Source organism: Streptomyces sp. NPDC017676, assembly GCF_044329325.1.
GTDB lineage: Bacteria > Actinomycetota > Actinomycetes > Streptomycetales > Streptomycetaceae > Streptomyces.
Map to the genome: position 1 here is coordinate 216306 of NZ_JBIRJA010000007.1, position 13856 is coordinate 230161.

Sequence of the window (13856 nt, forward strand, 5' to 3'; positions counted from 1 at the left end):
CCCCCGACCCTCCTCCTGCGCCACCTCCCGTATGTCCCCGTAGGCCCTCCTCCTTCTTCTTCTTCTTCTTCCGCCCGCCGCAACCACCCCTCCTCCCGTCGCGAGAACCCGCCCCGCGTCGAGTACGCCCCCACCCCCCTCGGTCGCACCCTGATCCCCCTCCTCTCCTCGACGCCATCCGCGCCTGGAGCGAAACCCACCTCGCCGCCCTGCTCGCGGCACGCCGCGCGGCCGGACAGCCCGCCTGACGCCGGCACCCGAGCCACTCCTGTCCGCCGCCCGGCATCATGGGGCTGTGCGACTGGAAGCGATCACCTGGGAGCGGCTGGCCGAGCGGCTCGCCGACCGGCTGGCCGGTGCGGAGCCGGCCGACGGCGCGGCCTGGCAGCGTGTCGGCTTCGACGGGGCTCCGGCCGCCCGTCCGGGAGACCTCGCCGCGCGTGTCGGCGAGGCGCTGCGGGTGCGCGGCAGGCCCTCGCTCGTGGTCAGCTCGGAAGGCTTCCTGCGCCCCGCCTCGCTCCGTCTGGAGCACGGGCGGCGGGACGCGGAGTCGTACTACAACGGATGGTTCGACACGGGCGCCCTGTGGCGGGAGGTCTTCGGGCCGCTCGACCCCGGAGGCAGCGGGCGGATCCTGCCGGACCTGTGGGATCCGGCCACGGACCGGGCCACCCGCAGCCCCTACGTCCAACTCCCGCCCGGTGGGATCCTGTTGCTCCACGGTCCCCTCCTGCTGCGTCACTGGTTCCCTTTTGATCTGTCAGTGCACCTCTTCCTCTCCCCAGGCGCCCTCCGCCGCCGTACACCCGAGGCCGACCACTGGACCCTCCCCGCCTTCGAGCGCTACGAGGCCGAGACCGACCCGGCCGGGACGGCGGACGTCCTGGTGCGAGCCGACGACCCGCGCCACCCCGCCTGGAGCGGCTGATCCGCGAGCGCCGCCCGCAGATCCAGCCGCTGGGCCACCTTCGGCCCCTCGACGATTGCCTCCGCCCCCGACTGGGCGGCAAGAACTTGGTCGTGACCTTCTCACCCTGACCGGCCGCAGCCGCCGTACTCTCGGCCCCACGCGAACCGGCACCCCGCGGTCCGGTCCCCGCAGTTCCGGTCCCCGCGGCCCCGGTCCTCCGAGGGCCCCGCTGCTCAGAGCCAGCCGTTGCGCCGGAAGCCCCGGTACACCGCCAGACAGGCCCCCGCCGTCACGGCCATGATCAGTGGATAGCCGAACCGCCAGTGCAGCTCCGGCATGTGCTCGAAGTTCATGCCGTACACCCCGCAGACCATCGTCGGCACGGCGATCACCGCGGCCCAGGCCGTGATCTTCCGCATGTCCTCGTTCTGCGCCACCGTCACCTGTGCGAGATGCGCCTGCAGGATCGAGTTGAGCAACTCGTCGAACGCGGCGATCTGTTCCTTGGCCCGGATCAAGTGGTCGAGCACATCCCGGAAGTAGGTCTGTATCTCCGGGGCGACGACCCGTATCGGCCGGGTCGCCAGCTCCTCCACCGGGCGGCCCAATGGCACCACCGCCCGCTTCAGCTCCAGCAGTTCACGCTTCATCTGGTAGATGCGGCCCGCGTCCAGACGCGCGCCGTTCTCCGAGAACACGTCCGTCTCGACCTGGTCGATGTCGGCCTGCACCGCGTCCGTCACGCTGAGGTAGTCGTCGACCACATGGTCGGCGATCGCGTGCAGCACCGCCGCCGGCCCCTTGGCCAGTTGGTGCGGGTCCGCCTCCAACTCCTCGCGCAGCGGCCCCAATGAGCCGTGCCGGCCGTGCCGCACCGTGATGACGAAGTCCTCGCCGATGAACACCATGATCTCGCCGGTGTCCACCACCTCGCTGGTCGCCGTCAGCTGCTCGTGCTCCACGTAGCAGACGGTCTTGAACACCGCGAAGAGCGTGTCCCCGTAGTGCTCCAGCTTCGGCCGCTGGTGGGCCTCGACCGCGTCCTCCACCGCCAGCGGATGCAGGTCGAACAGCTCGGCGATGCCGGTGAACTCACGGTCCGTCGGCTCGTGCAGCCCGAGCCAGACGAAGCCCTCGCCGGTCTTGCGCACCAGCCGTACGGCATCCACCAGGTCGGCGCAGCCGGGCACGCGCACGCCGTCCTGGTACGTCACGCAGTTCACCACCGACGAGCCCAGCGGCGACCTGGCGGGATGGCTCAGGTCCACGCGCGGCCGGCGCCGGGCCAACCGCGCCACCTTGCGCAGGCCGCCGACCCTGCTCAGCCCCGTGACCTTCCGCAGATTCCCTGCCATGGACATCTGGATCTCCTTGTGTGGATCTCCTCGCGTGACGCTTTCGCGCCTTGCCCGGCAAGTGTGCCAGTCCCGGGCGAAGCGCGGGCAAGCCTGTGGGAACAGGGAGTTCCGCTTTGTTCCCGCCTGTGGATGACGGGGCGACCGAGCCGGACCGGCCGGCTGACTGGGAGGATCGGAGTATGGCGAGCTCCGACGGATACCTCCTGGACAACCAGCAGAACGAGGCGGGTGAACGCTTCGACGCCTTCACCGCGCTCTTCGACCCCACGACCTTCCGGCACCTCGAAGGACTCGGTATCGGTCCAGGCCGGCGCTGCTGGGAAGTGGGGGCGGGCGGCCCCTCCGTGGTGTCCTGGCTCGCCGAGAAGGCGGGGCCGTCCGGTCAGGTCGTCGCCACCGACATCGACACCTCCCGGCTCACCGTCCCGGCCCGCCCGCCGGTGGAGATCCGCGTCCACGACGTGGGCGCCGAGGAGCCGCCGGGAGAGGGCTTCGACCTGGTCCACGCCCGGCTCGTCCTCGTGCACGTACCCGACCGGGAACGGGCGCTGCGGAACATGATCAAAGCCCTGCGGCCCGGCGGACGCCTGCTGATCGAGGACGCCGACCCCGCCCTCCAGCCTCTGAGCTGCCCCGACGAGTACGGCCCCGAGCAGCGGCTCGCCAACCGGCTGCGCCAAGGCTTCCGCAAGCTGCTCGCCGACCGCGGCGCCGACCTGTCCTACGGCCGTAAACTCCCGCGGCTGCTGCGCGAGGCGGGACTGCACGAGGTGGAGGCCGACGCGTACTTCCCCGTGGCCTCGCCCGCCTGCACCGCCCTGGAGGCCGCGACCGTCCGTCAGATCCGTCACCGGCTCGTCGCCGCGGGCCTGGCCACCGACGCGGAGATCGACCAGCACCTGGCCAACGTGGAGACCGGCACGATGGACCTGACCACCGCGCCGATGATCTCGGCGTGGGGACGCAAGGGGTAGCCGGCGGCAGCGGGGCACCCGGGGCTGCCGGACCGTTTCAGCATCCCGTGGGCCCACGCGCCCGCAGCCACCGCCGGCAGGGCCCTGAAGCCGGGCGGAGGCTGAGATCGAGCCATCGTCCGCAGGCCCCCGACACCTGGCAGAGGCCGAGATCGGACCATCGTCCGCAGACGCCACCGATACCTGGCAGAGGCCGGCATGTCCCCGGCCGTCTAACCGTCGTCGCCCGGATGCGGTGGTCTGCCGCCCACCCGTCCCACCGCCACCGCACCCGCCCGGCAGCCCCGTGCCGCCGCTTCCTCCGGTGCCGCGCCGGCGAGCAGGGCGGCCAGGAACGCGCCGGTGAAGGCGTCACCCGCGCCCGTGGTGTCCCGGGGCTCCGCCGGCACGGCCGGAACCCGGGCCGGCGCGGCGCCGGAACGGGCCACGAGGGCTCCGTCCGCACCCGCCTTGGCCACCACCAGCGGTACGAGACGGCTCAGCTTCGCCGCCGCGTCCGCCGGGTCCGGCAGCCCCGTCAGCAGACATGCCTCGTCCCGGCTGGGCAGTAGTACGTCCAGCCCATCGGCGAACGCGAGGAAGCGGTCCACCCCCAGCTCGATCAGGAAGCCGGCCGAGGCCGGGTCCAGGCTGACCGGCACACCACGCGCGCGTGCCGCCGCGAGCGCCGTTTCCGCGAGCGACCGGCTCGACTCCGTGAACAGCAGATAGCCCGACAGGTGCAGCCGGGCCACCCCGTCGAGCAGCGCGTCCGACCAGTCGGCGGGGCCGAGCCGCAGGGATGCCCCGCTGTCCGTCAGGAACGTCCGCTCGGCCTCCGCACCCGTGTCGACGAGGCAGATCACGGTCCCGGTCGCTGCCCCCCGGTCCACCACGAGCCGGGGCCGCACCCCGGCCGCGACCAGTTCGCGCTGGTGCCACGCGGCGGCGTCCGCGCCCACCCGCCCCAGCAGTCGTACGTCCGCGCAGCCCGCGTGGGCGGCCCAGCAGGCCACATTGGCGCCCGCGCCGCCCGGCAGCCTCCGGATCACGGCGGACGTGTCGGTGCCGGCCGCGAGCGGCCCCCGATGCCGGGCGATGACGTCCGTGACCACGTCGCCGACGACCAGCAGCGCGCCGTTCCCGCCCGAGGTCACCCCCGGGTCCACGCCGAGGCGATCCGCGCCGCGAGCCGGACGTTGCCGCGTACCGCCGCCAGGTTGGCGCTCAGCGAGGCACCGTCCGTGTGCCGGACCAGGTGGTCCAGCAGGAACGGGGTCACCGCCTGCCCGGTGACACCCTGCTCCGCGCAGGCGCGCAGCGCGTCGGCGAGCACACGCGCGTGCAGCTCGGGATCGAGCTGTTCCGCCTCCGGGACGGGGTTGGCGACGATCAGCGCCGACTCCGGCGCGTCCAGCGCGTCCTGGGCGCGCATGACGGCGGCGACCTGCTCCGGGGTGTCCAGCGTCCAGTCGACCCGATGTCCCGAGTCCGACAGATAGAAGCCGGGGAACCGGTCCGTGCCGTACCCGGCGACGGCCACGCCCAGTGTCTCCAGCCGCTGCAGCGTCGCCGGTACGTCCAGGATCGACTTCACGCCCGCGCACACCACCGTGATCCGGGTCCGCGCCAGCAGCCCGAGGTCGGCCGACTCGTCCTGGGTCACGGTCCACTCCCGGTGCACCCCGCCCAGCCCACCGGTGGCGAACACCCGCACCCCCGCGAGGGAGGCCAGCTGCGCCGTCGCCGACACGGTGGTCGCCCCACTCGCCCCCGACGCCACGGCGAGCGGCAGGTCACGATGGCCCAGCTTGCGGATGCCGCCCTCGTTCGCGACCCGCTCCAGCTGATCCTTGTCCAGGCCGACCCGGGGCCGCCCGTCGAGCACGGCGATGGTCGCCGGCACGGCGCCCTCCCGCCGCACCGCTTCCTCCAGCTCCAGCGCCACCTCCATGTTGCGCGGACGAGGCAGGCCGTGCGCGATGATCGTGGACTCCAGAGCCACCACCGGCCGCCGCGCTTCGATCGCCTCCCGGACTTCTTCCGACACCACCAGCACCACGTGCCCGCCTCCTGTCCGTCGGTCCTTCCTAGTCTCTGGCGGTCGCCGGGCACGGATAAACGCTTGTGACCCGTCGTGGGGGCCAGCAGCCTGGTGCACATGAGGAACAACACCACGCGCCTCGACCACGTCGTCCTGTGGGTGGCCGACCCGGTCGCCGCGGCCGCCTTCTACGAGACGGCCGTCGGCCTGGCACCGGTCAGGGTCGCCGAGTTCGCGGAGGGCAAGGTGGCCTTCCCCTCCGTACGCGTCAACGAGGACACCATCCTTGACCTCGCCCCGCACGACTTCGCCGACCGGATGAGGATGCTGCCCGGCTCCGCCGACAGCGCGGGCCACCCCGTCAACCACGTCTGCCTGTCGCTGCCGGCCGAGGCCTTCGACGCCCTGCGGGCCCGCCTGCAGGAGCACGGTGTCCCCGTGTCGGACATCGACCACGGCTTGTCCGGCGCCCGCGGCGACGCCACGCGCAGCTTCTACTTCCGCGACCCGGACGGCAACATCTTCGAGGCCCGGCACTACGACGACTAGCCGCGCCCCGGACCGGTCAGAACAGCGGCTCCGGCAGCACACCCTCCAGGGCGAGCAGCTTCCGCTTGGTCTCCAGGCCGCCCCCGAATCCGCCGAGGCCGCCACCGCTCTCCACCACCCGGTGGCACGGCACGACCACCGGCAGCGGATTGGCGCCCATCGCCGCGCCGACCGCCTGTGCCCCGCCGGGCTGGCCGACCCGGCCCGCCAGGTCGCCGTACCCCACCACGGTGCCGTACGGCACACCGGAGGCCAGCTCGCGCAGGACCTGCCGGTTGAAACCGGAGATCAGCGACCAGTCCAGCGGCAGGTCGAAGTCGTGCCGCCGGCCCGCGAAGTACGCCCGCAGCTGGCGTATCGCCTCGGCGAGCAGCGGCGAGTCCGGATCCTCCACGGGATCGGCACCCAGCCGTGCGGCCAGTCGCTCCAGCGCCCGATCGCGCACCGCGTCCGAGGCGTGGAAGACGACGTTGACCAGACCGTCGCGGGTAGCCGCCAGCATCAGCGGGCCGATGTCCGTCCCGACGACGGCCCACACGAGCCGTTGCTCATCCTGCCCAGGGCTGTCCATGCGCCTACCGTACGACCCGCCACTGACAACCCCCGCCCGGCTCAGTCCGAACCGAGCGCCGCCCGCACCACGTCGGGCTTGTTGGTGATGATCCCGTCGACCCCGTAGCCGGCGACTTCGCGGGCGGTGGCCGCGTCGTCCACCGTCCAGGCGAAGAGATCCAGCGACCGGCCGTGCGGTCCGCTCAAGGCGTGCACGGAGGCGACGTACCCCCGGGAGAGGGACCCGTACGAGGGATTGATCAGATCCGTGAAGCGCGTGAACCGAGGCAGCTCGGCCACGGTGGGCGTACCGAGGTAGCCGGTGACGACCGCCGGCTTCAGCTCGTGCACGGTCCGCACGCTGTCGGCGCTGAAGCTCTGCACGATCAGCCGTCCCAGGTGCCTGCCGTCCAGCCAGCCCTCGTTGCCGAGGAGCTTCAGCGTCTGCTGCTCGATGCCCGGGTACAGCTCCGGATTCTTGATCTCCAGGACAAGTTTCTCGTGGTTGCGCTCGATCCGGCGCATGTACTCCTTCAGGGTCGGCACGCGCGCGCCCGCGTAGACGGGGGAGAACCAGCTCCCCGCGTCCAGCCGGGCGACCTCGGCTGCGGTGAAGTCCCGCACCCTCCACGGCGCCCGGTCGGGGAAGACCTCCTCCGCGTCCGTGGTGCGCTCCAGCGTCTCGTCGTGCAGGACGATCAGCTGGCCGTCCTTGGTGCGCTGGACGTCGTTCTCGACCCAGGAGAATCCCAGTTCGGCGGCCTTGTCGACGGCGGCCAGCGTGTTCTCGGGTGCGTAGGTGGAGGCGCCCCGGTGGGCGATCACCGTGGGCACGCCGTGCTCGCCCGCCCGGGCATCGGACGTGGGGCTCAGCAGGGCGGCCACCGTCCCCAGGGCCGCGGCGACCGGGGCGGCGACTACGCGCGCGTGCATGCGTACTCCTCGCATCGAGCGGATACCGACAGCAACAGACTGACAGCACTGAGTCAACGGCACTCGGCGCACGACGGCCACACGTTGAACGGAGTTGTCCAAGTCCGCACACCGGTGCCGCACAACTGCGGCAAGGCCGTGTTTCTTTGCCGGAAAATCGTTCGACCATTCCGATGGGGGTCATACTCTCTGCGACAACCCTGACCGCCCGTGCGGTCCTGGGACGGGGGAGTATTCGGGTTCTCCGGGACACAAGAAGGCGGGAAGGGCAGCCGCGGATGCAAGGCACGGTCGACGGATTCAGCTACGGGGCCGTCACCCCGTTGGTGGCCTACCTGATGGCGTGCCTCGGCGGCGCCCTCGGCCTGCGCTGCACCACACGGTCCCTGCTGGTCACGCACGCACGGCGGCCCGCCTGGCTGGCCCTCGGCTCGGCGGCGATCGGCTCCGGCATCTGGACCATGCACTTCGTCGCCATGATGGGCTTCAGCATCAAGGAGGCACCGCTCCACTACGATCAGGCGATCACCTACGCGAGCCTCGCCCTCGCCATCGTGATGGTCGGCGTCGGGATCTTCATCGTCGGCTACCGGGGCGCCACCGGCACCCCCCTCTTCACCGGCGGCACGATCACCGGTCTGGGCGTCGCCTCGATGCACTACCTCGGCATGGCAGGCGTCCGCTTCCACGGCCGGTTCACCTACAACACGTTCACCGTCGCCGCCTCCGTCGTCATAGCGGTCGTGGCCGCCACCGCCGCCCTGTGGGCGGCCGGACAGGTGCGGGGCTTCCTGTGGAGCGTCGGCGCGAGCCTCGTCATGGGTCTCGCGGTCAGCGGCATGCACTACACCGGCATGGCCGCCCTGAGCGTCCACCTCGACGGCGCCTCCCACACCGCCGGGGGCGCGCCCACCGCGTCCGTGCTGGCGCCGATGCTGATCGGCCCGCTCGCCTTCCTGCTGCTCGCGGGCGTCGTCGTGATCTTCGACCCGCTGATGGTCATGGGCCGGCCCGACTGGCGGCCCGTCGAGCAGAAACCGGGCGTCCCGGCCGCCGCCGTCGCCCCCCACACCGAACGCCGCCCCACCGTCCACGACGGGCGCCGGCCCGTGCGCCGAACCGAGCACCACGCCTCCCGCACCCCGCAGAACCGCTGATCGGAGCCCGTTGTCAGTGCGGGGTCGTACGGTTGATGTCATGCGGCCCGTTTCCCACATCGAACGCACGGTGGCGCCCTTCGAGGTCGTCAGCCCCTACCAGCCCAGCGGAGACCAGCCGGCGGCCATCGCCGAGCTGGCCAAGCGCATCGAGGCCGGTGAGAAGGACGTCGTCCTCCTGGGCGCGACCGGCACCGGCAAGTCCGCCACCACCGCGTGGATGATCGAGAAGCTCCAGCGCCCCACCCTCGTGATGGCGCCGAACAAGACGCTGGCCGCCCAGCTGGCCAACGAGTTCCGCGAGCTGCTGCCGAACAACGCCGTCGAGTACTTCGTCTCGTACTACGACTACTACCAGCCCGAGGCCTACGTCCCGCAGTCGGACACCTACATCGAGAAGGACTCCTCGATCAACGAGGAGGTCGAGCGCCTGCGCCACTCGGCCACCAACTCGCTGCTCACCCGCCGCGACGTCATCGTGGTCGCCTCGGTGTCCTGCATCTACGGCCTCGGCACTCCGCAGGAGTACGTGGACCGCATGGTCACCCTCAGAGTCGGCGACGAGATCGACCGGGACGAGCTGCTGCGCCGCTTCGTCGACATCCAGTACACGCGCAACGACATGGCGTTCACCCGCGGCACCTTCCGGGTCCGCGGTGACACCATCGAGATCTTCCCGGTCTACGAGGAGCTGGCCGTCCGCATCGAGATGTTCGGTGACGAGATCGAGGCGCTGTCCACGCTGCACCCGCTCACCGGCGAGATCATCAGTGACGACCAGCAGCTCTACGTCTTCCCCGCCTCCCACTACGTCGCCGGCCCCGAGCGCATGGAGCGGGCCATCAACGACATAGAGAAGGAGCTGGGGGAACGGCTGGCCGAGCTGGAGAAGCAGGGCAAGCTCCTGGAGGCCCAGCGCCTGCGGATGCGCACCACGTACGACATCGAGATGCTCCGCCAGATCGGCACCTGCTCCGGCGTGGAGAACTACTCGATGCACTTCGACGGCCGCTTGCCGGGCTCCCCGCCCAACACGCTGCTGGACTACTTCCCGGACGACTTCCTGCTCGTCATCGACGAGTCGCACGTCACCGTCCCGCAGATCGGCGCGATGTACGAGGGTGACGCCTCCCGCAAGCGCACCCTCGTGGACCACGGCTTCCGCCTGCCCTCCGCCCTGGACAACCGGCCGCTGAAGTGGGAGGAGTTCCAGGAGCGCATCGGGCAGACCGTCTACCTGTCGGCCACCCCGGGCCCCTACGAGCTGTCGCGCTCGGACGGCTTCGTGGAGCAGATCATCCGCCCGACCGGCCTGGTCGACCCGGAGGTCGTGGTCAAGCCCACCGAGGGTCAGATCGACGACCTGGTGCACGAGATCCGCAAGCGCACCGAGAAGGACGAGCGGGTCCTCGTCACCACGCTGACCAAGAAGATGGCCGAGGACCTCACCGACTACTTCCTGGAACTCGGCATCCAGGTGCGCTACCTGCACAGCGACGTCGACACCCTGCGCCGCGTCGAGCTGCTGCGCGAACTGCGTTCCGGTGAGTACGACGTCCTGGTCGGCATCAACCTGCTCCGTGAGGGCCTCGACCTGCCCGAGGTGTCCTTGGTGGCGATCCTGGACGCCGACAAGGAGGGCTTCCTCCGTTCGGGTACCTCGCTGATCCAGACCATCGGCCGAGCGGCGCGCAACGTCTCCGGCCAGGTCCACATGTACGCCGACAAGATCACCCCGGCGATGGAGAAGGCCATCGAGGAGACCAACCGCCGCCGGGAGAAGCAGATCGCCTACAACAAGGCGAACGGCATCGACCCGCAGCCGCTGCGCAAGAAGATCAACGACATCGTCGCCCAGATCGCCCGCGAGGAGGTCGACACGGAGCAGCTCCTCGGCTCCGGGTACCGCAAGACGAAGGACGGCAAGGGAGCGAAGGCCCCCGTTCCGGCGCTCGGCGACAAGGCGGCCAAGGGCGCGAAGGCCGGGAAGGCCGCCAGGACGGCCAAGGGCAAGGCGGTGCCCACGGACCGTCCGGCCGCGGAACTGGCGGAGCAGATCGAGGAGATGACCGAGCGCATGCGTGCCGCCGCCGCCGAGCTGCAGTTCGAGATCGCGGCCCGGCTGCGCGACGAGGTCTCCGAGATGAAGAAGGAGCTGCGCCAGATGCGCGAGGCCGGCCTCGCCTGAGTCTTTGCCCGCTACCGTCCCTCGGCCCGACGCCAAGTGTTGCAACCCCGACACAAAGCCCGGGCCGGGGCTCGGCACTGTCCGTGGCCCTGCGTAGGGTTCTGAACAACCGCGCGGTGCGCAGCAACGGCTCGGCGCGGCAACAGGGGACCGTCGAGAGGGGATTCAGCCGTGTCCGTCAACTTGTCCAAGGGTCAGGCCATCAGCCTGGAGAAGAAGGACGGGGCCACCCTGACGGCGGTCCGCATGGGCCTCGGATGGCAGGCGGCCAAGCGGCGCGGCCTGTTCGGCTCCCGCACCCGCGAGATCGACCTGGACGCCTCGGCGGTCCTCTTCGCCGGTGCGGAACCCAAGGACGTCGTCTTCTTCCGCCACCTGGTCAGCGACGACGGTTCCGTGCGCCACACCGGTGACAACCTCGTCGGCGGCGCCGGCCAGGGCGGGGACGACGAGGCCATCCTGGTGGACCTGCAGCGCGTCCCGGTCCACATCGACCAGATCGTCTTCACGGTCAACTCCTTCACCGGCCAGACCTTCCAGGAGGTGCAGAACGCCTTCTGCCGGCTCGTGGACGAGACCAACGGCCAGGAACTCGCCCGCTACACCCTGGCCGGGGGCGGCGAGTACACCGCCCAGATCATGGCCAAGGTGCACCGGGCCGGCTCCGGCTGGACGATGACGGCCATCGGCGCCCCGGCCAGGGGCCGTACCTTCCAGGATCTGATGCCGGCGATCCTGCCGCACCTTTAGGGCCCGTCCGGCAATTCGGCTCTGCCGCGCGATGCCGCCCCCGGAGCACGCCCCTGACGCCGCGCGGCCGCTCGCCGGGTGACCACGGGAATGTGACGGCAGGCGCCGGCACCCGACCGCCCGCTCACCCGGCGGCAGCACGACCGAACGACACGAGGGGGACGACGGCGATGGGGGCCGAGCTGGTGCGGGGGCAGAACCACCCGCTGTCCCAGGTCCGACTGGAGATCAGGATCTCGGCCGGAGTGCCGGTCCTCGCCGGAGCGACACTCGGCGACGAGCACGGCACGGTGCACGGCCGCAGGTGGGTGGCCCATCCCGGCGCCCCGGCCCTGCCCGGCGTCGAGGTGGCCCGGCAGGCCGCCGCCGAGCACCGCCTGGCCGTCGACCTGGCCGCCTTGCCCGACGCCGTGCACCGCGTGGACGTGTTCCTCGCCCTGCCCACCGGCACGGCAGGTCCCCTCGGTTTTGGTGCCGTCCCGGCCCCGCACACCACGGTGAGCGGCCACGACGGCACCGAACTGGCCTGTTACACCCTCACCGGCCTGGACACCGAGACGGCCGTGATCGCCCTGGAGCTGTACCGCAGGCAGGGCGCCTGGAAAGTACGCGCGATGGGCCAGGGCTATGCGAATGGCCTGCCCACCCTCCTCGCCGACCGGGGGCTGCCCGACGCGGACGACCTCGCGACCGCCATCCAGGAGGCCGTGGCCCAGAGTCTGCCCGGTACGACACCCGCACCGCCGACCGATGGCGATCCCCGCACCACCTCCGGTTCGGCACCGCAGACCTCGCCCACCCATCAAGGGGCGTCGACTCCTCATCCGGCCACCCTTTCGCCGCCCGCGTCGGCTTCTCAGCCCGCCACGGCTTCCCCGTCCGCGTCGGCTTCTCCGCCCACTACGGTTTCCCCGTCCGCGTCGGCCGCTCATCCCGCCACCGCATCCCAGTCGTCCGCTTCCGGGCCGGCTGAGGCGCCGCGTTCGTGCGAGCCGCAGAGCCCTGACGAGGATGGCGGCCCCGGTCCCCACCAGCCCCACGGCCCGGTCGACTACATCCACCCGCGCCGAACCCGCGGCCTTCCTCCCCCGCCCCCGGCCCCCTCGGTCGCCGACGCACAGCCCGCTCGGCCCGTTGCCGGAGACGCCGTGGGCTGGTCGATGGAGGAACGGCTGTACAACCAGGTCTGGGGCATGTTCGAGGACCTCGCCCGAACCACGGCCGCCTACCGGAGCGCCATCGACTTCGCCGACTCCCGCCTGGAGAAGGAACTGGACCAGGCCCTCGCCGACCCCCGCACGCGGCTGGGCGCGGCGGGCGATGCCGCGCGCGAGGCGGCCCACGCTCGCCGCACCCAGCTCGCCGACCAAGCGCGGGCAGCCTTCGATCGCGACCTCGCCCAGCTCATCGCCGAGGCCGAAGTGGTCGAACCCGCGCTCCCGCCCGCCTATGCCCGCTGGGACAGCCCCGTCTGGCAGGCCTACCGGGTCCCTGCCGAGCCGCCGATGGCGCTGCGGCTCGGTGATCTGCACCTGCCCGAAAGCGCGCCCTTGCGCATCCCCCTGCTGGTCAGGCTGCCGCTGGACAGGGGGTTGTGGATCGACAGCGGTCCGTCGGCGGCCGGCGCCGCTCAGCTGACGGACCCCGCCGAGCTGCGCCACCTGGCCATGTCCGTGGCCGCCACCCTGGCGGCGCGCCTGCTCGCCGTACACCCGGCGGGGGAGTTCGCCGTGCAGGTCATCGACCCTGCCGGTGCCGGGACCCGCGCGCTGCTGCCGCTGACCCGGGCCGGGGTTCTCGCGGCGCCGCCCGCGACCGGGGCGGCGGGTGTCTCGCGGACGTTGGAGGGGCTCACCCGGCGGGTCGACCTGCTGCAGATGGCGGTGCGCGGCGGCGCGGCCGAGTCGCTGCCGGCCGATGTGGACACCGCTCAGCAGCTCCTGATCGTCAACGACTTCCCGCACGGGTTCGACGACCGGTCGGTGACCCGGCTCCGCTACCTCGCCGATGAGGGTCCGGCCGTCGGCGTACACCTGCTGCTCGTCGCCGACCGCGAGGAGGCCACCGCCTACGGCCCCTTGCTCGATCCGCTGTGGCGTTCACTGCTGCGACTCACGCCGCTGCCCGACGACCACATCGCCGATCCGTGGATCGGTCACGCCTGGACGTACGAACCCTCGCTGGCCCCGGCCGCCGACTGGGTCGTGGGCGACGTGCTCTCCGAGGTGGCCAGAGCTCGTACCAAGTGATAGTAAAGGCCATCTGACCAGCGAACTTGGCACTCACTTTACTAATCGCTTTACCGTTACTTGGTGATTGGGGTACAGTCTTCCGTACGGAGGGGAGTACTCCCTGACTGCGGCGCACCCGTCAGTACGGACCGGCTCAGGTCCCGGGGCGTCGGCCCATCACGGGTGGAAGAGACCTCCGGCAGCGACAACGCTGATGTGTTTGCCGTCACG

12 protein-coding genes are annotated in these 13856 nt (G+C 71.4%); 7 read left to right on the forward strand and 5 right to left on the reverse strand.

What is annotated here, in order from left to right; all coding sequences use genetic code 11:
• The first annotated feature begins 295 nt into the window (after positions 1-295).
• Entirely contained in the window at positions 296-928 is a 633-nt protein-coding gene (locus tag ACH4LD_RS17270; RefSeq protein WP_398056921.1) for a uridine kinase, read from the forward strand.
• Positions 929-1143: 215 nt separating this feature from the next.
• Here ACH4LD_RS17270 and ACH4LD_RS17275 read toward each other — a convergent pair whose 3' ends face one another.
• Complete coding sequence (locus tag ACH4LD_RS17275) at positions 1144-2271, reverse strand: magnesium and cobalt transport protein CorA (protein WP_398056922.1); 1128 nt, start codon at positions 2269-2271, stop codon at positions 1144-1146.
• A gap of 176 nt (positions 2272-2447) precedes the next feature.
• Between ACH4LD_RS17275 and ACH4LD_RS17280 the strand changes: the two genes are divergently transcribed.
• The gene (locus ACH4LD_RS17280) at positions 2448-3242 is read left to right on the forward strand and encodes a methyltransferase (protein ID WP_398056923.1); all 795 of its coding nucleotides are present in this window, start codon (positions 2448-2450) and stop codon (positions 3240-3242) included.
• A gap of 212 nt (positions 3243-3454) precedes the next feature.
• Here the strand turns inward: ACH4LD_RS17280 and ACH4LD_RS17285 are convergent, their stop codons facing one another.
• Together ACH4LD_RS17285 and ACH4LD_RS17290 are read right to left on the reverse strand one after the other, a co-directional pair.
• Positions 3455-4378: a carbohydrate kinase family protein gene (locus tag ACH4LD_RS17285; protein WP_398056924.1), complete on the reverse strand. Its 924-nt coding sequence runs from the start codon at positions 4376-4378 to the stop codon at positions 3455-3457.
• Positions 4375-5283: a pseudouridine-5'-phosphate glycosidase gene (locus tag ACH4LD_RS17290; protein ID WP_398056925.1), complete on the reverse strand. Its 909-nt coding sequence runs from the start codon at positions 5281-5283 to the stop codon at positions 4375-4377. Before ACH4LD_RS17290 ends, ACH4LD_RS17285 begins: the two co-directional genes overlap by 4 nt.
• A 99-nt stretch (positions 5284-5382) precedes the next feature.
• Here ACH4LD_RS17290 and ACH4LD_RS17295 point away from each other — a divergent pair, with 99 nt between their 5' ends.
• On the forward strand, positions 5383-5814 hold the full coding sequence (locus tag ACH4LD_RS17295; protein ID WP_398056926.1) for a VOC family protein: 432 nt from the start codon (positions 5383-5385) through the stop codon (positions 5812-5814).
• A 16-nt stretch (positions 5815-5830) separates the two neighbouring features.
• Here ACH4LD_RS17295 and ACH4LD_RS17300 read toward each other — a convergent pair whose 3' ends face one another.
• Complete coding sequence (locus ACH4LD_RS17300) at positions 5831-6385, reverse strand: methylated-DNA--[protein]-cysteine S-methyltransferase (RefSeq protein WP_132783981.1); 555 nt, start codon at positions 6383-6385, stop codon at positions 5831-5833.
• A 41-nt stretch (positions 6386-6426) separates the two neighbouring features.
• A complete protein-coding gene (locus ACH4LD_RS17305; RefSeq protein WP_398056927.1) occupies positions 6427-7299 on the reverse strand; it encodes a glycerophosphodiester phosphodiesterase in 873 nt (290 codons plus the stop codon).
• A 278-nt stretch (positions 7300-7577) separates the two neighbouring features.
• Here ACH4LD_RS17305 and ACH4LD_RS17310 point away from each other — a divergent pair, with 278 nt between their 5' ends.
• From ACH4LD_RS17310 to ACH4LD_RS17325, 4 genes are all read left to right on the forward strand, one after another.
• Entirely contained in the window at positions 7578-8456 is an 879-nt protein-coding gene (locus ACH4LD_RS17310; RefSeq protein ID WP_398056928.1) for an MHYT domain-containing protein, read from the forward strand.
• Positions 8457-8496: 40 nt separating this feature from the next.
• The gene (uvrB, locus tag ACH4LD_RS17315; RefSeq protein ID WP_398056929.1) at positions 8497-10644 is read left to right on the forward strand and encodes an excinuclease ABC subunit UvrB; all 2148 of its coding nucleotides are present in this window, start codon (positions 8497-8499) and stop codon (positions 10642-10644) included.
• Between the two features lie 171 nt (positions 10645-10815).
• Positions 10816-11394: a TerD family protein gene (locus ACH4LD_RS17320; RefSeq protein WP_132783985.1), complete on the forward strand. Its 579-nt coding sequence runs from the start codon at positions 10816-10818 to the stop codon at positions 11392-11394.
• A 170-nt stretch (positions 11395-11564) separates the two neighbouring features.
• A complete protein-coding gene (locus ACH4LD_RS17325) occupies positions 11565-13643 on the forward strand; it encodes a TerD family protein (protein WP_398056930.1) in 2079 nt (692 codons plus the stop codon).
• The last annotated feature ends 213 nt before the right edge of the window (positions 13644-13856 follow it).

Coding starts and splice junctions, on each gene's coding strand:
- ACH4LD_RS17325 (WP_398056930.1), top strand. CDS start 11,565: ATGGGGGCCGAGCTGGTGCGGGGGCAGAACCACCCGCTGTCCCAGGTC.
- ACH4LD_RS17280 (WP_398056923.1), top strand. CDS start 2,448: ATGGCGAGCTCCGACGGATACCTCCTGGACAACCAGCAGAACGAGGCG.
- ACH4LD_RS17275 (WP_398056922.1), bottom strand. CDS start 2,271: ATGTCCATGGCAGGGAATCTGCGGAAGGTCACGGGGCTGAGCAGGGTC.
- ACH4LD_RS17310 (WP_398056928.1), top strand. CDS start 7,578: ATGCAAGGCACGGTCGACGGATTCAGCTACGGGGCCGTCACCCCGTTG.
- ACH4LD_RS17300 (WP_132783981.1), bottom strand. CDS start 6,385: ATGGACAGCCCTGGGCAGGATGAGCAACGGCTCGTGTGGGCCGTCGTC.
- uvrB (WP_398056929.1), top strand. CDS start 8,497: ATGCGGCCCGTTTCCCACATCGAACGCACGGTGGCGCCCTTCGAGGTC.
- ACH4LD_RS17295 (WP_398056926.1), top strand. CDS start 5,383: ATGAGGAACAACACCACGCGCCTCGACCACGTCGTCCTGTGGGTGGCC.
- ACH4LD_RS17305 (WP_398056927.1), bottom strand. CDS start 7,299: ATGCACGCGCGCGTAGTCGCCGCCCCGGTCGCCGCGGCCCTGGGGACG.